19 protein-coding genes are annotated in these 21185 nt (G+C 44.3%); 10 read left to right on the top strand and 9 right to left on the bottom strand.

What is annotated here, in order from left to right; genetic code table 11:
• Window positions 1–65: 65 nt before the first annotated feature.
• Window positions 66–1190, top strand: a complete 1125-nt coding sequence (locus OCT63_RS17905) for a M14 family metallopeptidase (protein WP_161686024.1) — start codon at window positions 66–68, stop codon at window positions 1188–1190.
• Between the two features lie 139 nt (window positions 1191–1329).
• Here OCT63_RS17905 and OCT63_RS17900 read toward each other — a convergent pair whose 3' ends face one another.
• Window positions 1330–1686, bottom strand: a complete 357-nt coding sequence (locus OCT63_RS17900; protein WP_161686255.1) for a PilZ domain-containing protein — start codon at window positions 1684–1686, stop codon at window positions 1330–1332.
• A gap of 389 nt (window positions 1687–2075) precedes the next feature.
• Here OCT63_RS17900 and OCT63_RS17895 point away from each other — a divergent pair, with 389 nt between their 5' ends.
• The gene (locus tag OCT63_RS17895) at window positions 2076–3314 is read left to right on the top strand and encodes a DEAD/DEAH box helicase (protein ID WP_161686026.1); all 1239 of its coding nucleotides are present in this window, start codon (window positions 2076–2078) and stop codon (window positions 3312–3314) included.
• A gap of 233 nt (window positions 3315–3547) precedes the next feature.
• Window positions 3548–3769 carry a hypothetical protein gene (locus OCT63_RS17890; RefSeq protein ID WP_060467992.1) on the top strand — a complete coding sequence of 74 codons (222 nt, stop codon included), beginning with the start codon at window positions 3548–3550 and terminating at the stop codon, window positions 3767–3769.
• A 262-nt stretch (window positions 3770–4031) separates the two neighbouring features.
• Here the strand turns inward: OCT63_RS17890 and OCT63_RS17885 are convergent, their stop codons facing one another.
• Window positions 4032–4199: a hypothetical protein gene (locus tag OCT63_RS17885; protein ID WP_167346763.1), complete on the bottom strand. Its 168-nt coding sequence runs from the start codon at window positions 4197–4199 to the stop codon at window positions 4032–4034.
• 107 nt (window positions 4200–4306) lie between these two features.
• Window positions 4307–4570: a DUF1289 domain-containing protein gene (locus tag OCT63_RS17880; protein WP_161686028.1), complete on the bottom strand. Its 264-nt coding sequence runs from the start codon at window positions 4568–4570 to the stop codon at window positions 4307–4309.
• A 194-nt stretch (window positions 4571–4764) separates the two neighbouring features.
• Between OCT63_RS17880 and OCT63_RS17875 the strand changes: the two genes are divergently transcribed.
• The 5 genes from OCT63_RS17875 to OCT63_RS17855 all read left to right on the top strand — a co-directional run bounded on the left by OCT63_RS17875 (window position 4765) and on the right by OCT63_RS17855 (window position 9621).
• Window positions 4765–5211, top strand: a complete 447-nt coding sequence (locus OCT63_RS17875; RefSeq protein WP_161686030.1) for an META domain-containing protein — start codon at window positions 4765–4767, stop codon at window positions 5209–5211.
• 311 nt (window positions 5212–5522) lie between these two features.
• Window positions 5523–6689: an ABC transporter substrate-binding protein gene (locus OCT63_RS17870; protein ID WP_161686032.1), complete on the top strand. Its 1167-nt coding sequence runs from the start codon at window positions 5523–5525 to the stop codon at window positions 6687–6689.
• Window positions 6690–6694: 5 nt separating this feature from the next.
• Window positions 6695–8395, top strand: a complete 1701-nt coding sequence (locus OCT63_RS17865; RefSeq protein WP_161686034.1) for an ABC transporter permease — start codon at window positions 6695–6697, stop codon at window positions 8393–8395.
• Window positions 8361–9011 (top strand): ATP-binding cassette domain-containing protein, encoded by a 651-nt coding sequence (locus tag OCT63_RS17860; protein ID WP_161686036.1) that lies wholly within the window; start codon window positions 8361–8363, stop codon window positions 9009–9011. Before OCT63_RS17865 ends, OCT63_RS17860 begins: the two co-directional genes overlap by 35 nt.
• Complete coding sequence (locus tag OCT63_RS17855) at window positions 9001–9621, top strand: CDP-alcohol phosphatidyltransferase family protein (RefSeq protein ID WP_161686038.1); 621 nt, start codon at window positions 9001–9003, stop codon at window positions 9619–9621. The genes OCT63_RS17860 and OCT63_RS17855 overlap by 11 nt, the downstream gene beginning before the upstream one ends.
• A 75-nt stretch (window positions 9622–9696) precedes the next feature.
• Here OCT63_RS17855 and OCT63_RS17850 read toward each other — a convergent pair whose 3' ends face one another.
• The 3 genes from OCT63_RS17850 to OCT63_RS17840 all read right to left on the bottom strand — a co-directional run bounded on the left by OCT63_RS17850 (window position 9697) and on the right by OCT63_RS17840 (window position 13065).
• The gene (locus tag OCT63_RS17850; RefSeq protein ID WP_161686040.1) at window positions 9697–10650 is read right to left on the bottom strand and encodes a class I SAM-dependent methyltransferase; all 954 of its coding nucleotides are present in this window, start codon (window positions 10648–10650) and stop codon (window positions 9697–9699) included.
• A gap of 8 nt (window positions 10651–10658) precedes the next feature.
• Window positions 10659–11357 carry a TIGR01621 family pseudouridine synthase gene (locus OCT63_RS17845; protein WP_161686042.1) on the bottom strand — a complete coding sequence of 233 codons (699 nt, stop codon included), beginning with the start codon at window positions 11355–11357 and terminating at the stop codon, window positions 10659–10661.
• A 274-nt stretch (window positions 11358–11631) separates the two neighbouring features.
• A complete protein-coding gene (locus OCT63_RS17840) occupies window positions 11632–13065 on the bottom strand; it encodes a sodium-dependent transporter (protein WP_082710334.1) in 1434 nt (477 codons plus the stop codon).
• 367 nt (window positions 13066–13432) lie between these two features.
• Between OCT63_RS17840 and cls the strand changes: the two genes are divergently transcribed.
• Window positions 13433–14887 (top strand): cardiolipin synthase, encoded by a 1455-nt coding sequence (gene cls / locus OCT63_RS17835; RefSeq protein WP_269984207.1) that lies wholly within the window; start codon window positions 13433–13435, stop codon window positions 14885–14887.
• 175 nt (window positions 14888–15062) lie between these two features.
• On the top strand, window positions 15063–16247 hold the full coding sequence (locus OCT63_RS17830) for a cystathionine beta-lyase (protein ID WP_161679158.1): 1185 nt from the start codon (window positions 15063–15065) through the stop codon (window positions 16245–16247).
• A gap of 105 nt (window positions 16248–16352) precedes the next feature.
• On the opposite strand, the gene OCT63_RS17825 is transcribed toward OCT63_RS17830, so the two are convergent.
• From OCT63_RS17825 to OCT63_RS17815, 3 genes are all read right to left on the bottom strand, one after another.
• Window positions 16353–16919 carry a DNA-3-methyladenine glycosylase I gene (locus tag OCT63_RS17825; RefSeq protein WP_060468004.1) on the bottom strand — a complete coding sequence of 189 codons (567 nt, stop codon included), beginning with the start codon at window positions 16917–16919 and terminating at the stop codon, window positions 16353–16355.
• A gap of 76 nt (window positions 16920–16995) precedes the next feature.
• Window positions 16996–20106, bottom strand: coding sequence for an efflux RND transporter permease subunit (locus OCT63_RS17820; RefSeq protein ID WP_161686044.1), 3111 nt, complete (start codon window positions 20104–20106; stop codon window positions 16996–16998).
• Window positions 20099–21184, bottom strand: a complete 1086-nt coding sequence (locus OCT63_RS17815) for an efflux RND transporter periplasmic adaptor subunit (protein WP_161679156.1) — start codon at window positions 21182–21184, stop codon at window positions 20099–20101. Before OCT63_RS17815 ends, OCT63_RS17820 begins: the two co-directional genes overlap by 8 nt.
• Window position 21185: the final 1 nt, after the last annotated feature.

Genomic DNA, 21185 nt, shown 5'->3' with positions numbered 1-21185 from the left:
TAGTGGTTTGCTCGAAAAAAAGTGTGCTAGTCTTACGGCAACTCAACTACGAGATAAAAACTACAATGAAAATTTTCAGCAACTTCGAAAGCGGCAACATTCACGTCGTTTCAGCAGATTCACCACAAAACATTCAACTGACTATCCCAGCAGACAACCAGACTGAAATCTCTCAGTGGTTCCACTTCCGCTTAGAAAGTGATGCTCAACAAGCACACCACTTTGAAATCGGCCAATTGGCGACGTCTGCATACCCTGAAGGCTGGAAAGATTACGACGTGGTTGCATCTTATGATCGTGAAGAGTGGTTCCGTATTCCATCTCAGTTCGATGGCGACACACTAAGTTTCGATATCATTCCTGAGCACGATTCAATGTACTTCGCGTACTTCGCACCATATTCATACGATCGTCACCAAGATCTTCTGCACAGTGCTCAAACGCACCCGGCTTGTAAGCTTGAAACTCTAGGTCACACACTAGACAACAACGACATCACTTTGCTAACCATCGGCGAGCCAAGTGAAGAGAAGAAAAATATCTGGGTTATTGGTCGCCAACACCCTGGCGAGACTATGGCTGAATGGTTGATCGAAGGCCTGTTGCAACGCCTGCTTGATGAAACGGACACGGTAGGTCGTTCACTGCTAGACAGCGTTGTTTTCCGCGTTGTTCCTAACATGAACCCAGATGGCAGCATCCGCGGTCACCTGCGTACTAACGCAATTGGCGTTAACCTGAACCGTGAATGGCAATCGCCTTCTATGGAACGTAGCCCAGAAGTATTCTTTGTTCGCGAACGCATGCTAGAAACAGGCGTTGATCTGTGTCTAGACATTCACGGCGACGAAGCGATTCCATATAACTTTGTAGCAGGTAGCGAAGGCACGCCTTCATACAATGAGCGCATTGCTAAGCTAGAGAATCACTTCAAGCAAGCACTACTGACGATCACGCCAGAGTTCCAAGATGAGTTTGGTTACGATAAAGACGAACTGGGCAAAGCGAACATGACGGTTGGCACAAACTGGATTGGTGAGCAGTTCAAGTGTTTAGCTTACACAGTCGAGATGCCATTTAAAGATCACATCAGCCACGCTGACGAACTGTACGGTTGGTCTCCAGAGCGCAGCGTTGCATTTGGTCACGACATGCTAGCCGCAGTTTGGGCGACAATAGACGAGCTATAAAACGAACTATAGACAGACTAAGCACTTTAGTTTGTCCGTATCGTTAGTTTGCTTACATACATAGTAAAGCCCAGCACTTGAGAAAGTGCTGGGCTTTTTAATATCGGCTTGAATGAGTGAATCTAACTTTAAAAGCTTTCTATGCCACTCTCAAACTTGCAAAAAATACTGGGTATCGCTGTCTGATGTGACGTTGTTCAGACACCATATCTTTAAAGCTTGGACCTTGTGATAACTGAATGATAACTTCGTCCCCTTCTTGTCGCAACACCGCACCACTAATATCGATACTGTTGTTGTCATGCAACCTTAGGGTGCCTGCCATTGAAAAGCCGCGATAAACAGGAATGATGTTACGCATCATTAGTCGTACGCCCTTTTCAGACACTTCACTGACATGAAAAAGCTCATCCTTAATTCGCATCACCGGGCGTGCCTTTTGAGGGTACTTTAAACGGTAATATTTGCGTTTCTGGGTGAATGACTCTTCACGCATTAGTGACTCCCTGTCTCTGTTATTCTGTAAAGCGAACTGACCGTTAATTTCAGTAATCATCAGCAATGGCCATTCTTAATCTTCAATTCGGCTTCAAACAAATACATTCACCAAGTTGATATCTAACCATTATATCGACTTGAGAATATAATACTTTAGATATTTGCTCCGGGCGCTAATTATTGACTCATTGCGTACAAAAAAGGACTTCAGTCATATACGTTGAGTAATTCACTCCTGCATAAAGTCTAAACTGAACCGTTAGTTGACTATACTCACAACATTTTTTACTTTGTTTTCAATAAGCTTGTCATTATGGCTGCAAAACTGATTTTCTAACATTTGTAGCCCTGTTAGACTCCATCTCCCTTTTGATACTTGGTTCATTTATGTCATTTGATAACCTAACCCTTAACGCAAAAACCGTCGCGGCTATACCATCTCAATTCGATAAACCGACAGAGATACAACAAGCAGTAATTCCTACAATTATTGCAGGGAAAGACGTGCTAGCGTTGGCTCAAACGGGTAGCGGGAAAACATTGGCGTTTGGCTTACCTTTGCTGAACAACCTCAACCATGATGTCAATGAACTGCAAGCGCTTGTTATCGTTCCAACACGTGAACTTGCGTCTCAAGTCGCAGAATCTTTAGATCCCATCGCAACGGCTCTTAACATCAACACGATTACGTTGACGGGTGGTGTGAACACGGATGACCAACAACAGCAATTATTAACCAATCCACAACTTGCTATCGCAACACCGGGGCGTTTACTTGCTGTCATCAAGAGTGGCGAATTGGAGTTAACTCAATGTATGTCATTGGTTCTTGATGAAGCAGACCGATTAATCGACATGGGCTTTTGGCCAGATATTCAAGCTATCACCGAAGCTCTGCCAGCGAAACGACAGTCACTGCTATTCTCAGCGACACTTCCTCCAGAGTTGGTTAATCAAGCTGAAACGCTTTTATCAAACCCAGAGAAGATCACGACTCACCAAGAAAACAGCGTTGTCGAAACCATTGAAGAAATACTGTATCTCGTGAACAAAGGCAGTAAGGCTCAAGCTCTGATTGCCCTGCTTAATCAAAACCAATGGCCACAGGTGTTGGTTTTTATTGGCGCGAAAGACAATGCAGACGCATTAACCAAGCGATTAAACAAAGCTAAGATCAGCGTGAGTGCGTTACATGGCAACAAGAGCCAAGAAGAGCGCGCGCAGGCATTAGAGAGTTTCAAAAATGGAGAAACTCGCGTGCTTATCGCAACCGATGTGATGGCTCGTGGCATCCATATTGATCAGCTGCCTGTTGTGATCAACTTTGAATTACCTTCTCACTCAGCAACTTATGTGCATCGCGTAGGAAGAACGGCGAGAGCAGGAAGCGCAGGCTGTGCTATTTCACTGGTTAGCCACAGTGAAAACGAACACCTCAATGCGATTCGAACTCTGACCAACAAACCACTTCCGCTGCAATCGTTGGAAGGTTTCCCTGTAACTGATAAACCTGCATCAGAATCAACAGCTCGTAAGCGTCCGCCAAAAGACAAAATGGCCAACCGACGAACAGCAAAGAAGAAGAGCATCAAGCAATTTAAGAGCAAACCAAGCAGCTCAAAGTAACTAGAAGCGAATAATAAGCTCAGTTTTTACTGGGCCTTTTTATATGCAACAAAACATAAAAGTCACACCCGAAAACTGCTCTAAAGATGCCAACTTAAATGACACTTTTGTGAATTATGATGCCAACGTATTGATTCTTGGTTGCTCAAAAAAAATACTCTTAAATCACGTTGACGCCCCTATATCTGGCAACTAGATTTTTCTATTAGTGTCTAAAACAGGAGGTCATTGAAATGAAACGTGCTAGCTCTACATATCGATTGCAATTGATTAAGGAAGTGGCAACCCGCCAAGATCGTCAACGTTGCAATGACCCGATGACAAACTACATACAAGATCTAATAGACAGAAAAGACGATTGTGATACTTTGGTGGAACGTAACCAAAGGTTCAATGGCAGTCATTTTGATGAACATATCGGTGGTTGGGTTAGCGATCATTGGGGCAGTAAGTAAGTCGATTTCTGGCTGAGTTAATAAATAAAGCAGCAAGCAACGTAGCCGACTGTAGTGTTTATCTTGGCGTTAATTAACCCACTATCTGCAACAATTTCCTATCACTGAGCCAGTAGAAAGTTTCTTAGTTAAAAGATCATAAAATTAATGGTTGCCTTCTAAATACCCAATACCCATTGAGTTAGAGAAGGCAACGACTTCCAGTTGATGAAGGTGTTGATTTAGCTTTAGACAAATTTAACCGTTCACAACACTCTGCATGTTATTGAAAAGGCATATCTGAAAGGTGTGAAAGTATCTCCAGTTGCTCTTCTTCTGTCATCGAATGCCAATCGCGTGCACTTTTTTCTGGATCATCTTTAGCCCCAATTCGCTTTCTATCCAGTGCTTGGGCTGGTTTTTTATTTAGTTTTGTGTCCTTTTTATTCATACCAACACCTTTCCTTCTGGTACAACGTACCTATCTTATTATTACACACCAAGCATTATGTAAAGTAATAGTTACTTCGGGGTTAAATAAAATCTTAACACTTCACTTTAGCCGAAAAGATCTCTTTGGGGGCTGGTATTTCCCTCTTCTTTTTCAGGCTTACCAACTAAGTTGTTTTGCTTCATTACTTTTCGTCTATAGCGCTGACGACACAGTTTTATCACGTGCAATTGCTCTGACGGTGTCATCGACATCCAATTAAAACGTTCATCTCTTTTACGCATACAACCATTGCAATAACCTTTTTCATCGCTTGAGCAAACCCCAACGCAAGGGCTTAGAACTTGGAAAAACTCTAACTGCTCCACCATGCCTCCTCACTTCCTTACACATTAAAAATCAAGCTTACTAATTAAAAAATAAGCGATTAATTGGTCGCTGAGGTCATAATATACATAATAAACTATGACCTTATACTGACACATATAGTGTTTTGTAAACTATACTTTTAACCTATTAAGTTACACATACCCCATAACTTCGTTTTCCTTTGGAGCCTTATAGTATGAAGTTTAGTTCAAAAAAATTACTAGCAATAGCCGCTTTACCTATGATGCTAGCAGCATGCACGACAACAGGTGATAACGCTGTGCAAGTAACACCAACCGATCTACAGCACCATAATTGGGAACTTGCGCAGATTGATGGTAAGGACATTGAGAAAAGCGAACATCAAGCAACACCTCGTCTAGAGGTCGGCGAAAAGATGACAGCAAACGGCATGGCTGGTTGTAACAACTTCTTTGGTCAGGGCGAGCTGAAAGACGGTCAATTCCGCATTAAGCAAATGGGCATGACAATGAAAATGTGTCACGGCTCTGCGATGGAAATCGAACAATCGGTTTCTGCTACTCTAAGCGAGTGGAGCGACGTAACGCTAACAAACGATACGCTAGTACTGAAAAACGATGTACACACACTAACGTACACAATTCGTGACTGGGTAAACTAATCCGTCATCGACATCAGATATTGATTTAAGGAGCCTTCAGGGCTCCTTTTTATTGCCAGCTCAAAACCTAATCATTAAAAACGCTACTGCTCGCCTTCTTTTCGTACCAGCCTCCAATAAATATCAAAAAAAGCTCATTTAGATGCAATTAATTCACCGCTTTAACGGTCTGTTGGTAGGATGGCAGAGGCCCCTAGTAATTGATTGAATTTACTATTGAATTAGAAATTATTTCAGAAACAGATAGAATAACTATTAGGGAGTTCGAAAACACAATGCTCTTGCCCGTTCACTACCAAATGGAAAAGTTTATGAACAAGATAGTAAGTACGTTAGGAATCATGGCAACCGTTGCATACAGCGCAACCATTTATGCTGATGAAGCAACATCAACCGATAGCTGGAACCAAATTGAACAGCAGGCAGAGGGAGAAACTGTCTACTTTCACGCTTGGGGCGGAAGCCAAGAAATCAATCGTTACCTACAATGGGCAGGCAAGAAGTTACAGAGCGACTACGGTGTCACCTTAAAGCATGTAAAAGTAACCGATATTGCAGAAACCACAACTCGCTTACTTGCAGAAAAAGCGGCAGACAAGAATAGCGAAGGCAGTGTTGACATCGTTTGGATCAATGGCGAAAACTTCCGTTCAATGAAAGACAACGCTTTGTTGTTTGGCCCATTCACGAAGTCGCTTCCAAACTGGCAATATGTCGATAAGTCTTTACCTATTGATGTCGACTTCTCTGAACCAACTGAAGGCCTTGAAGCACCTTGGGGCGTTGGACAACTTGTGTTCATTCACGACCAAGAGACACTACACAACCCGCCACAATCGTTTTCAGAGATGTTGAGCTACGCTCAGGCTTTCCCAAACCGTTTGAGCTACCCTCGCCCACCTGAATTTCACGGCACCAGCTTTATCAAGTCTCTATTGATTGAACTAACAAATAACAACCCAGCGCTCGCTCAGCCGGTTTCGGAAGACAACTTCCAATCGGTAACAGCACCACTTTGGGCTTACCTAGACAAATTCCATAAAGTGGCATGGCGTGGTGGCAAACAATTCCCTGCAGGTACATCTGAAAGCATCCAACTTTTGGATGATGGACAACTCGACCTCGCGATAACCTTCAATCCAAACTCTGTGTATTCAGCGCAAGCAAGTGGCCGTTTAGCGGAAACCACAAAGGCTTATGCGTTAGAAAGCGGCGCTTTATCTAACATTCACTTCCTTGCGATTCCTTGGAATGCCAATGCAACTGCAGGCGCTCAAGTGACCATCAACTTCCTATTGAGCCCAGAAGCGCAATCTCGCAAGGGTGACCTTAATGTTTGGGGTGATCCTTCAGTCTTGAGCAGCAAATACCTGACCGGAAGTGCTAAAAACACTCAGCAATTTAAGTCGATTGATGAACCACACCCAAGCTGGCAAAACGCGCTCGAGAAAGAGTGGCTTAAGCGATACGGTAACTAGTCTTCATGCTACGCGCTCTATATTTTGTTGTTATAGCTGTGTGCATTATCCCTACGATTCCTGGGGTAGCGGGAGTGATGGCCTCGTCACTGAGTTTTATTCCGCCCCTGGGTTTAGAGGAGCCCTCTCTCAACGGTTTTAGCCAAGTCTTCCAATGGGAAGGAGCTTGGCACTCAATTGGTTTAAGCCTAAGCTCTGCGATCGCGAGCAGCTACATCGCCTGCTTTCTTACCTTTTGTATTCTTCAAGCCTCTTGGGGAAACAAGTTTTGGAGAAAGATTGAACTGACCCTTTCACCCATGCTGGCTATTCCCCATGTGGCTTTCGCTATTGGCTTTGCTTTTCTATTTAGCCCGACAGGTCTCGGAGCGAGAGCTGTGCATCACCTACTCGGTGAATCGGCGACGAGTTCTGAATTGGCTTTGTTGGTTAAAGACCCATACGCTTTCGGCCTTATCATTATGCTGGCATTCAAAGAAGTGCCTTTCCTATTGCTGATGAGCATATCGATACTTCAACAAATCGATGTCGAACGTATCACTAAGGTGAGTGCTTCACTGGGCTACAGTCGCTATCAGATTTGGTGGAAGTGTATTTTCCCACAATGGTTTACTAAGCTTCGTTTCCCAATGCTTGCGGTACTCGCTTACAGTGTATCGGTTGTTGATATTGCTTTGATCATTGGCCCAACTAACCCGCCGACCTTTGCCGTTTTAGTTTGGCAATGGTTCAATGATCCAGATCTCAACCTACTGCCACGAGCAGCAGCCGGAGCCATTGTGCTATTTGGCTTAGCGTCGTTAATCATCGCCTTAGCGCGTTTAATCGAATGGGCAGTTTTGAAGTACTTTCGAACTTGGCAATATTCAGGCAGAACAGGGGCAAACCTTCCGGGGAAAACCGTCTTTACTGTTCTCGCTGCGTTGTCACTGCTTATCATTCCATTGATGGTGATTTGGAGTGTTGCCCAACGTTGGCGTTTCCCAGACCTACTCCCTAGCCGATATAGCATGCGTTTCTGGGAGTTTGAGTGGGATGGCATCATGAGTACCGTGGGACAAAGCTTATGGATTGGTCTTATCGCCGCTTCTGTGGCTTTAATACTTGCGCTTGTTGCTCACGAATATCGGATCAAGTACAAGTGGCAAGTTCCCGGCTTTATTATCGCGATCCCAATGTTGATCCCTCAGCTCTCTGTGTTGTTCGGTATGCAAGTCACCACACTTTATATCGGTAGCAGCACTTATGAGTTCTGGGTGATTTGGGCGCACGTATTCTTCGCCTTTCCATTTGTGTACCTGTCTTTAGACGGGCCTTGGAAGAGCTTCAATGATGGGCTCATTAAAGCGTCACTCAGCCTAGGCAAGTCGCCATTTCAAAGTTGGTACTCCATCAAGCTTCCTATCTTGTTGCCTGCTGTTGCCTTCGCTTGGGCGGTCGGGATCAGTGTGAGTTTGGCTCAATACTTACCAACATTAATGCTTGGCGCGGGTCGCATTAGCACGATCACCACAGAAGCTGTTGCGCTAACGAGTGGTTTCGACCGCAGAGTGACCGCTATTTACGCTATCTGGCAGGCCTTATTGCCTCTGTTCTTTTTCTCTTTAGCGATATTGGTCAGCCGACTTCAGCTCAGATATCGCCGTCTTACTTTTAAGGGTTTTCTAAGTAATGAGTCTGTACCTCAACGACCTCGCCATCCGTAAAAACGATGGTGAATCGCTGTTTTCAGCGCTAAACGTAACATTAGAATCAGGCCAAGTACTGGCTTTGATGGGCCCGAGCGGTTGCGGAAAATCGACTTTGTTGGATGCCGTTGCTGGGCATCTGAATGATGAGTTTTCATACTCTGGCACTGTTGTTTTGAATGATATTCAGCTCGATGATCTTCCATCACATCAACGTGAGGTCGGTATTCTGTTTCAAGATGACTTGCTGTTCCCTCATCTAAAAGTGTGGGAAAACTTAGCATTCTCATTACCTAACTCTATTAAGGGTTCCGCTCGTCAACAGCAAGCAATGACAGCGTTAAAAGACATTGAACTGACTCACTTAGCGGAGTCATTCCCTGATCAAATCTCCGGCGGTCAACGTGCGAGAATAAGCTTAACTCGTATGCTTTTGGCTAAGCCTAAATTGGCTTTGCTTGATGAACCGTTCAGTAAGTTAGACCAAGAGCTCAGAGCACAGTTTCGCGATTGGGTGTTTGAGCAGTTGACGAAAGCCAATATCCCTACGCTGATGGTGACGCACGACGACGCAGACGTGCCTCAAGGGGCGCAAGTACTGTCTTGGCCATGGAGAAGTCACCATGCTGGATAAATACTCTATCAAGGTCATTAAGTGGCCGTTAAACCAATCAGCAAAAGTACTGAATCAACTCGGTATCACAGCGAACCAAACCACCCTGCTCGGATTTTTAGTCGGCTGTTTAGCGTTTCCTGCGTTAGCATTTCAACAATATGATTGGGCGTTAGGCTTCATTGTATTCAACAGAGTGTGTGATGGACTTGATGGCGCCTTGGCTCGAATCCAAGGCATCAGTGATGCGGGCGGCTTCCTCGATATCAGCCTAGATTTCCTTTTCTACTCGCTGATCCCTTTTGGCTTTGTGATTGCCAATCCAGAGCACAACGCCATTGCCGGTGCATTTTTGATCTTCTCTTTTATCGGCACAGGCAGCAGCTTTTTAGCGTTTGCGGTGATGGCAGGCAAGCGAGGCATCGAGAACCCCGTTTATAAACATAAGTCTCTGTACTACATGTCTGGGCTAACAGAAGGCACAGAAACCATAGCTAGCTTCATCGCATTCTGTATTTGGCCGCAACACTTTGCAGTTATCGCTTATACCTTTGGTGCGGCGTGTTGGCTAACCACGTTCATGCGTATTTATTTTGGGTTCCAAACCCTCAAGACTCAGCAAGAGAGTTAGCAATCTAACGACAAAAAAAGATACAAAAACGCCACTCAATATGAGTGGCGTTTTCTTTCTAATGCTAACATTCGATTAAGCGTCAGCAGCAGTGTTAATTCTAAATCTCAGTACTTTGAGGCTTGAATCAAGATCGACATCGACAAACTCAGGCGGGTTGTCTAGGCGCTCAATAAACTCAACGTTTGGCGCTTCTTCTGCCATCGTTTCGATAAGGAAATTAGGAGAAACCGCTGGTGAGTTAACACACGCAATCACTTCACCACCTTCCGTTAGAAGCTCAGGCAAACGACGTAAGATCTTTTTGTAGTCTTTAGTTAACGCAAAGCTGCCTTTTTGGAACGAAGGCGGATCAATGATAACCAACTCGTAAGGGCCACCTTTCTTGATTTTTCCCCACGACTTAAAGATATCGTAGCCAAGAAAGTTAACCGAGCGCATGTCGTGGTCATTCAAACGGTGATTATCGCGGCCTTTGTTTAGCGAACCACGCGACATATCCACGTTCATGCACTGGCGAGCGCCACCAGCGATAGCTGCGACAGAGAAGCCACAAGTGTATGCGAACAAGTTAAGTACGTTTTTATCCTTGGCATTATCTTGTACCCACTGACGACCGTTACGCATGTCTAGGAACAAACCGAAGTTCTGATTACGGCCAATGTCGAGCTGATATTTAAGACCGTGCTCAACCACGACTGGAGAGTCATTCAACTCACCCCATAGAACCTCTGAAGGCGCACCATCAGCATAACGGTGTTGCAGAACAATACTTGTGCCCTGCTTTGCTTGCCAGGTCTCTTTATTGGTCAAGTCCACCAATCCAGCTTTAAGAGATGACAAGAACTCATCGTCTACTTCTTTGAATACGTTAACCAGTAGTTGCCCATCAACCCAATCACATGTCAGTTGCTCTAGACCTGGCCAAAACTTACCACGACCGTGAAAGATACGACGCAGTTCATTCGGAACTTCATTAAGTTGCTGTTCAATATGACTAAAAAACAGAGGTAAAGCTGATGCTTCCATTATTTCACTCACTTAGTGTTTAGCTTTGGCCAAATTAATGACCAAGGTTCAAGCCAACTGTCCAAACCGTTAGAGACGGTTTCTTGATGCCACTTCTCTCCTAAAGAGTCTAAGCTCCTTGGGTCGCAGACATATTCGTAGGCTTGTGATTGATAGGTAAATCGAATCGCGAAGGCATGCAGATAACCTCTATCAGCCTCACTCGATGGATTGTATATAGGGTCACCAACAATAGCAGAGCCGATCGACTTCATCGCGACACGGATCTGGTGAGTTCGCCCAGTATAAGGTTTACATAAAAGTAGGCGCTCACCGGGCTCAGCCGTTGCTGATAAAAATTGGGTAATCGCTGGGTTTTCTTTGCTGGTCAGTAACTTCCAGCTCGAGCGTCGTGAACGCTCCATATCTCCAGAAATCAAACCCTGCTTTTTCTTGGGTTTCTTAGAGCCAATCGCAAGGTAGTACTTCTCCACTTCACGCTTTGCAAAAAGCTGTGAAAGTTCACTCGCCGCTGAAGAGTTCTTTGCTAGCAGCAAGATACCTGAGGTCATTTTATCAAGGCGATGAACGAGATACAGCTTAGGTTCATTGATTGCCTTAGCCACTTCTTGAAGCAGCATAGTATCGCCATCGTCTTTGTGGACGCTGACACCAGGGTGCTTATTGATAAGTAAAAAATCAGAGTGGTTCAGAAGAATATCGAACATGTAAAGGCTAGCTCCATTGTAGAACGTGGAGTATACCGTGTCTGAACCCAGATTCCAGCTACGAAAAAGCCCAACGAACTCAATAAACTTTCTTTCTCACGAACAATTTCACACTAGACCGACCTAAATCAAAATACAGCTCAACTGATCGTTAATGGTATTTATACTAAGTACCAAGAGGGTAACTTTAGTTATTATAATTAACGAATAGAGTCGTAAGCATAAAAAAACGGGAGCCTAGGGCTCCCGTTTATCAATTGACTTTAGCTTGCGATTAGAATTTTTTAGAAATTACCGCAGAGCCAGCAATGATACCAATACCTAGTAGCATGATTGCCCCTTTACCGCTGTCGAAGCCAGAAGAGATACCCATGAACGCTACAATAGCGATAGCTACTGGGATGATGTACTTAACGAGTGTGTACCACAGACCGAACAATGGGAAAGAGACTTCACCGTCGTTAGTGATTTCTTTCTCTAGGTCAGCACGGTTTAGCCTCCAACCAGCAAAGATACATACCAACATACCGCCAACGGCCAGGAAGATCTTGTCAGTCAATAGGTCAAAGATATCGAATGCACCAGTATCAAACAGTGTTGGACCGAAGCCACCAAGTGATAAAGAAGCAAAGATACATAGAATGACCATAACTGAACTTGCAGTCAGTACTGCTGTTACACGCTTCATGCCTTTTTCATCAATTAGGTAAGAAACCACAACTTCAAGTAGAGATACTGAAGAAGTCAGTGCAGCAACACTTAGACCAACGAAGAACATAAGAGCAAATAGAAGACCAACTACGCCGCCCATTTCAGCGAATAGTTGAGGAACAACAACGAAGACTAGACCAGGACCAGCTGCAGGCTCCATACCAAATGCGAACATTGCAGGGAACATTGCTACGCCAGCTAGGATAGCAACGCCAGTATCCATCGCTGTAACCATAGCTGTAGTTTGAACTAGATTCTCTTTCTTCTTAAGGTAAGAACCGTATGTCAACATACAACCCATACCAAGACTTAATGAGAAGAAGGCTTGACCTAGTGCTGCTAGGATTACACCGCTGTCTACTTTAGAGAAGTCAGGGCTGAATAGGAATTCAAGACCAGCCATCGCGCCCGGAAGCATGATGCCTTTAATTGATACCACGATAAGGATGATGAAAAGAATTGGCATCAATATCTTACCCGCCTTCTCAATACCACCAGAGATACCTTTAATAACGATAACAACGTTAAGCAACAGATACAGGCCCATCCACATTAATGGTTGAACTGGGTTTGAGATAAAGCCGCCGAAGCTATCACCAATGGCTTCTGGTGCATCAAGAAGACCACCAGCAATTTTACCAATGTATGCGATTGACCAACCACCTACAACTGGGTAAAAGCCCATGATTAATAGGCCGCTGAACACACCGATAACGCCGGCGAACGTCCAACGACGGTCTGTTGTTTTAAATGCGCCTACTGCTGATCTTTGCGTATGACGGCCAATCGCAAATTCAGTCAACATGACACTGAAACCGATAAAGATGACAAAAAACAGGTAGATTGCAACGAATGCACCGCCGCCGCTTTCGCCTGCTGTGTAAGGGAATTTCCAAATGTTACCTAAGCCAACAGCAGAACCTGCTGCAGCCATTACGAATCCTAACTTCGAACCCCAGGTATCGCGAGGTGTTGTGGTTGTATTACTCGTAGCCACGTGTACTCCAAACTTTTGTGTTATGTGATGTTGTGTTTTGCTTTGGGTGGCGTCTTTAAAAGATAAGGTGTATAAATAAATTTACACAACTAAAAGATTTGATTGACGCTCGTTATATAGCAAGTAAACCAGTTTAAAAATAAAATTGGAAGCGCGAACCGTACATATTTCGTTACCAGTGTAAATTTTTATGGTTAAATAGTACGCTTTCGTTCAAAACAATCGCTTTCTTCTTAAGTTAACTAAAACTTAACAACTTTAACCTATTTACAGCTTTTGCTCTATTTTGTAAATAGTTGATTCCTTAAATTCCCATATTCTTAAAATAGCATTACTATCTAACTGTCTCTTTTTTCGAGTATTCAATGTGGAAAAGTTCTACCATTTTTTAACTTTGGCTTCTGTCGCTTTGTACTGGGTTCTTGTCGCCGGTGTAACTTTACGTATCGTACTAAAACGACGTTCTCTCAGTGTTTCTCTTTCCTGGCTCATGATTATTTACATTCTCCCTATTGTTGGAGTCGCTTTTTACTTCCTTTTTGGTGAACTGAACTTAGGTAGAAAGCGAGCTGAACGCGCGCACCGAATGTTTACTCCCTTTGGTGATTGGTTCCGCCAGTTAAATAATTGCCAACTGCACCAGCCAGGCAAAGTCGGCTCGCCTATCCACAAGATTGATGAACTTTGTAACAATAGGATGGGCATTCCTGCACTCAGTGGTAACACGCTTTCACTGCAAGCTTCTCCTAATGAGAGCTTACACGCCATTATCGAAGATATAGAAAATGCACAGACCAGTATTAAGATGGTTTTCTATATTTGGCACCCTGGCGGCCTTACTGACTCGGTAGCGTCTTCACTCATTAGAGCAGCAAAACGCGGCGTCGATGTTAAGGTTTTGCTCGATTCAGCAGGTAGCCCTCGCTTCTTCAGGAGCCACTGGCATCTAATGATGAAAAACGCAGGCGTCCAAGTTGTGCAAGCGTTGGAAGTGAGCCCATGGCGTATTTTTTTACGGCGCTTAGATTTAAGACAACATCGCAAAATCATCGTAATTGACGAATCCATTGCTTATACCGGTTCAATGAACATGGTTGACCCACTCCATTTCAAACAAAGCTCAGGGGTGGGTCACTGGATCGACGTAATGGTCCGTATAACTGGCCCAACCGTTAACGTGCTGTCGGCAATCCATGTTTGGGATTGGGAAGTAGAAACGGGCGAACGAATTCTTCCCGACTTACCGAAATGTCCTGTTGAAGAAATAATGACTCATCATCCAGTTCAAGTTGTTCCATCAGGTCCGGGGATGCCTGAATATTTAATCCTGCAGGTTCTAACTATTGCCATTAATCAGGCAAATAAATCTCTATGCATCACCACGCCTTACTTTGTCCCTAGTGCAGACTTATTAGAGACACTTAAAATGACAGCTCAACGTGGTGTAAACGTAGAACTGATCATTCCACACAACAACGATTCGTTAATGGTTAAATGGGCTTCTCGCGCCTTTTATACCGAGCTGCTTGAAGCAGGAGTGAAAATTTATGAATTTTATGGTGGCCTTCTTCATACCAAATCTGTAGTGGTTGATGAAGAATTCTGTTTGATCGGAACGGTCAATATTGACATGCGCAGTCTCTGGCTCAATTTTGAAGTCACACTTGCCGTTGATGATGTACACTTCACTCGACAACTATCAGAATTACAAAAGTCTTACATTGAATCGGCTCATCAAGTTGAATTAGAACAATGGGAAAAGAGGAGCCTACGTAACCGCTTCTTTGAAAGGTTGTTCTATTTGTTCAATCCGCTGCTTTAATAAGGTCAAAGAATCAGTAACAACTGGCCACTCATCACTTCCTAACTACGCTTGTAACCGTTAATCCTAAACCACGACAAAAATTAAAAAGTATAAAAACTCCAGCCTCCCTCTTGATTTGGGGGCTGTTGGCGTGTTTTAAATAGAACATAACCATCGATAAGGAATTCACAGCATGTCCGAAAGCAAAACCACCAAACTCATCACAGCAGGTCGTGATAAGAAGTGGACCAATGGCGTCGTAAACCCACCAGTTCAACGAGCTTCTACTGTCGTTTTCAACACAGTAGAAGAGAAACGTAAAGCAACCGTTAATCGCGCTAACCAAACTCTTTTCTACGGACGCCGTGGCACTACGACTCATTTCGCGTTTCAAGATGCAATGGTTGAAGTTGAAGGCGGTGCAGGCTGTGCTCTTTATCCTTGTGGTACAGCAGCAATCTCAAACGCAATCTTATCTTTTGTAGAAACAGGAGACCATATTCTCATGGTCGACACCTGTTACGAACCAACTCGTGATTTTTGTGAAACCATCATGAAAAAGATGGGTGTGGAAACAACTTACTATAAGCCAACCATTGGCGAAGACATTAAAGATCTTATAAAGCCAAACACCAAAGTGCTTTTTACCGAGTCTCCGGGTTCGGTCACCATGGAAGTACAAGACATCCCAACACTCGCACGTATTGCTCACGAGCATGAAATCATCGTGATGCTAGACAACACTTGGGCAGCAGGCGTTAACTTCTCACCGTTTGATTTCGGTGTCGATATATCGATTCAAGCAGCGACCAAATACATCGTTGGCCATTCTGATGTAATGTTGGGGACCGCTGTTGCCAACGAAAAATGCTGGGAACAACTACGAGAACAGAGTTACTTGATGGGACAATGTGTCTCTCCAGATGACGCTTATCTTGGTCTTCGTGGTATTCGAACTCTTGATGTTCGACTACGTCAACACGCAGAAAGCAGCTTGAAAGTCGCAAAATGGTTAGAGACTCGCCCTGAAGTTGACCACGTTCGTCATCCTGCCCTAGAGACTTGCCCCGGCCATGAGTTCTTCAAACGAGATTTTACTGGTGGTAATGGCTTATTCTCTTTTGTTTTAAAGAACTCAAACCCACAAGCAACGACGGCGCTGCTTGACGGCATGACCCACTTTAGCATGGGTTACTCATGGGGTGGATTTGAGAGTTTGATTCTAGCAAATGAACCAAGTAGCTTTAACAGCCTGAGAACTGTTGCCAATCCTAATTTCGAAGGTACCTTGATACGTGTTCATATTGGGTTAGAAGATGTCGATGACCTGATTGCCGATCTAGAGGCGGGCTTAGAACGTTACAACGCTCTGGTTTAATTTCAAGAGTCATACCAATCGTATTATTCATATCAAAAGGCAGAACTACCCTGCCTTTTCTATGTTCAATTACCTCACAATTATTTCGTCACAAGAAATAACACTTTATTTATGAGGACAACCGACTAAATGATCATTGACCATACCGGTCGCTTGCATAAACGCGTAACAGATTGTTTCCCCAACAAACTTAAAGCCTCTCTTCTTTAAAAACTTACTCATCGCTTTAGATTGCTCTGTAGAGGCGGGAACTTGGGACATCTCGGTCCATTGATTTTCAATCACCTTATTATCGACAAACTGCCATAAAGCATTGGATAAAGAACCAAACTCTTTCTGAAGTTCAAGCGTTGCACGAGCATTGTTGTAAACCGAAGCAATCTTACCCTTATGCTTAACCACATCGAAGTTTTCAATGATATTCGCCACATTGTCTTCATTGAGTGCGGCTAGCTTGTTGAGATCATAGTTATCAAATGCGGCACGGTAGCCGTCGCGCTTTTTGAGTATCGTGATCCAACTCAGGCCAGCTTGTGCCCCCTCTAACGTAATGAATTCAAACAACACTTGGTCGTCGTAAACCGGTACGCCCCACTCAGTATCGTGATATTCCCTTTCCAGTTCATGTTTAAGAGCCCATGCGCAGGTTCTATCCGATGCGTTCGCTTCCATTTTGTCTTCTCTTTTATCAATCGGTATATAAAAATAACGCCCCATTCAGGGGCACTATTTCAAAGGTTAATTGCCGTTAAGCCACTTTAATCTTGTGGAATAGACGATACAACACAGGTACTACGATTAGCGTCAGTACCGTCGCAAAGCCCAAACCAAACATAATGGTTACTGCCATTGGTTTGAAGAAGATATCTGGTAATAGGGGGATCATACCTAAAATAGTTGTGATCGCCGCCATACATACCGGACGCACACGGCTTAATGCCGCATCAACAACCGCGACATACGGATCTTTACCCGACTTCATCTCAATCTCAATTTGATCAAGCAGTACGATACCGTTCTTCAAAAGCATCCCAGATAGACTCAAGAAACCCAACAGCGCCATAAAGCCAAATGGTGTATTCAAGGCTAATAAGCCTGTCGTCACCCCTATTAACGCCAATGGAACCGTTAACCAAACAATTAAAGGCTCTTTCACTGAGTTAAATAAGAACACGGTAATTAAGAACATGAACAAATAGCCAAGAGGCATGGTTGTGAACAGTGATGCTTGTGCATCTGCTGACGATTCATATTCACCACCCCACTCAAGTGAGTAACCCGGTGGCATCTCAATCGCTTCAATTTGTGGTTGTAATCGTTTTTGCAGAGTCGAAGCGGTTTCTTCACCCAAAAGGTCATTATCGGCCATTACCGTTAACATGCGCTTACGGTTCTTACGAATGATCAGTGGATCTTCCCATTCCAGCTCGTAGCCTAACGTTATTTGTTGCAGTGGGATGTATTCACTTAATGCCGGGCTCCAGATCTTCATGCCTTCGATGTTACGAATGTCGACACGCTCACCTTCAGGCAAACGCGCGACAATGGGCATCAGCGTAGTACCATCACGGTACACACCAATCGATTTACCAGAGAAAGACATCGCGAGGAAATCATCAACGTCTGATTTTGTAATACCATAACGGCGTGCTTGGCTTTCATTGAACTGAGGTTCTAGCACCTTGGTTCTTTCACGCCAATCGTGACGAATGTTAAATGCACCTTTGTCGGCGCGCATGATATCCATCACTTGAGCTGCAATTGAGCGTAATACCGTTGGATCAGAACCTACAATTCGTGCTTCAATTTTCGCACCGCCACCAGGGCCTAATTCGATTTGTTTGAGCTTGTAGTCGATTTCAGGAAACTGACTATTTACATGTTCACGAAAACGCAGCATCAACCCTTCAAGTACTTCGTAACTTTTCACACGAACCGTTATCTCGCCATATGCGCTATAACTTTTCTCTGGTGAGTAAGTCAGCATGAAGCGCTGTAGACCTTTACCTGCCGTCGTCGTGATATGATCAACTTCTTCCTGCTTTGCTAACCAACTTTCAAGCACTTTAAGCTTGGTGTTGGTCGCACGAATATCGCTCCCTTCCGGCATCCACACATCCACTTGGAACATTGGTGTGGTTGAAGATGGGAAGAAGGCCTGTTTCACAAAACCAAAACCATAAACACTCGCCCCCAAACCGATAATCAAAACGAGCATGGTGAGCCACGCACGCTTCATACAGAACTCAAGGAAGTTTTTATAGATAACAAAAACCATCCCGTTGTATGGGTCTTTGCCTTCGTTATCAGGGTCAACCTTTTGACCTTTGAAGAACATGTCAGCAAAGAAAGGCGTAATTGAGATAGCAGTAAACCAACTCAGCATTAACGAGACAAGTAGCACCGTAAATAAGGTGCCACAATATTCACCGGTTGAGTCTTCAGACAAGCCAATAGGAGCAAAAGCGGTGACTGCAATAACCGTTGCCCCCAACAATGGCCACTTGGTCTGAGTAACGATATCGGTGGCGGCCTGCATCCGGGTTCGCCCCTTCTGCGTGCCGATCAATACTCCTTCCACCACCACAATGGCATTATCCACCAGCATCCCCAAGGCGATAACCAACGCGCCTAATGAAATACGTTGAAGGTCGATCTTGAGGTATTGCATGAAAATGAAGGTACCGAAAACAGTCAACAGCAGTATCAAACCGATCAGAAGACCCGACCGTAGCCCCATGAAGAACAAGAGAACCACAATCACGATCGCAACCGCTTGCCCTAAACTGACTACAAAACCGCTTACCGACTTATCGACTTCTTTTGGTTGGTTATACACCTCAGAAATGTCGATACCAACTGGCTGTTGATATTTAAGCTCTGCAAGCCGTCGGTCAAAGGCTTCCCCCACCTCAACCACGTTCACGCCCTGCGCAAAGGAGACACCAAGGTTGAGGGCAAGTTTGCCATTATAGCCAATGATATTACTCGGAACCTCAACATAGCCACGAGTGACGTCAGCTACATCTTTTAAATAGATGAGGCCTTGAGCACCACCTTCCGTCAAAATTAAATCACCGAGTTGTTCAACATTCTGAAACTCACCTGTGGGATGAATTCGAATGTACTCATCACCAATCCTTACCGCACCCGCACTTGATACAATGTTTTGAGTCGATAAAAGATTAAATACCGTGCTCGGAGAGAGGCCCAAAGAGCTAATACGTTTCATCGATATCTCAATGAAGACTTGCTCTTGCTGTTGACCGGAAACAGAAACTTTACTGACCCCATCAACCAACTCCATCTCTCGCCTTAAATAATCAATGTAATCCAACAGCTCTTTGTAACTATAGCCATCCCCCGTCACCGCCAGCAAAATACCGTAAACGTCACCGAAGTCATCAATGACTTGAGGATCATTAACGCCGGGTGGCAGTTCCACCTTAAGATCATTCACTTTTCGGCGAAGTTCATCCCATATTTGTGGAAGGTCATCGGGACCGTAGTTATTCTTCATCGTTACCGTTACCTGAGACAGGCCACGGCTTGAGATAGAGTTCACTTCATCCACATAGGTAAGCTGTTGAATCGCTTTCTCTAGCGGATAGGTCACTTCCTCTTCCACTTGCTGAGGGGTCGCCCCAGGGTAAGAAGTCACGACCATCGCATCTTTGATAGTGAAGGCAGGATCTTCTAGACGACCCAAACCAAAGAATGCAGAAACACCACCAATAAGGAAGATCAGAGACAACATCCAGCTGATGACTTTGTTACGTATAAAATAAGAAGCAACCCCTGTGATCTGATCATCACCCTGTTGAGAGTCATTTTGGGGCTTGTTATTTACTTCACTCATTGTTCGTCTCCTGAGACAATACTTCCACTGTCATCCCATCTCGCAATCGCGATACGCCTGCAACAACGACATGCTGCCCCATTTCTAATCCTTTCATTATCTGCAATGTTTTCTGGTTTGCTTTTCCTAACACGACTTGTTGTTTCGAAACTGTCTTGTCGTCATTAAGAACCCACACATAAGAATTTTGACGAGTCAGTTCATCACCATCGGCATTAAAGACAGCTTCGATCGGAATAAGGACGCCGGCTTTTAAATCCAAACCGATATCTCGCCCATTAGAAGTGACATCAACGGCCATACCATCAAGAATCAAATCATCTTTTGGCATAGGTAAAGCTAGTGTGACGGTGAAAGTCCCAGTGCTTGGATCAGGTTCAGTCGTGAACTCCTTAATACTCGCCGTGTATTCATTACCACTAGGCACTCGAACCAAAGCTTCTACATTCGATAAAAGTTGTTCGCTTGGCTGGTTCACATAAATTTGGTCAGGTAGTTGGATAACCACTTCCACATCCTCAACACTGTGAATATTTACAACCTGTTGGCCAACCTGAATATTTTCATATTGATCAACACTGACTCGAGAGATAATCCCATCAACCGGGGCACGAAGCTTAGTGAACGATAACCGTAATTTAGCAAGCTCTAATTCAGAATAAGCAATCTGACGTTGCGCGGCGATTTCATCAAACTGCGACTTCGCTAATAGCCCTTTCTTCACGAGCGGACTCGAACGTCTATACTGGCTGTTGATTACCGTGTAACGCGCCTGAGCGTTGTCTACATCCAATTGGTAATCGGTAGGATCTAACTCAGCAATGATGTCTCCGGCTTTAACCCGCTCACCTTCTTTTACATCCAGCTTATTGATTTCTCCAGCGACACGAAAGCTAAGGCGGGCTTTCTCTGCAGCATTAGCCACCGCCGGGAAATAAAGCTTATCGCTAAAATCGATGACTGAAATCTCGACGGCTTTAACCAAGGGTGTGTTATCCACTTCTGCCACTTGTTTATCTTCACAAGCTGTAAGTAGGGCTAAACACGACAGCCCTGCGGCCACTTTAAGTGTTTTCATG

It is taken from the genome of Vibrio sp. RW, assembly GCF_027587105.1.
In the GTDB taxonomy this organism is placed as follows: Bacteria; Pseudomonadota; Gammaproteobacteria; order Enterobacterales; family Vibrionaceae; genus Vibrio; species Vibrio toranzoniae.
This window is presented reverse-complemented; position numbering and strand designations above follow the sequence as displayed.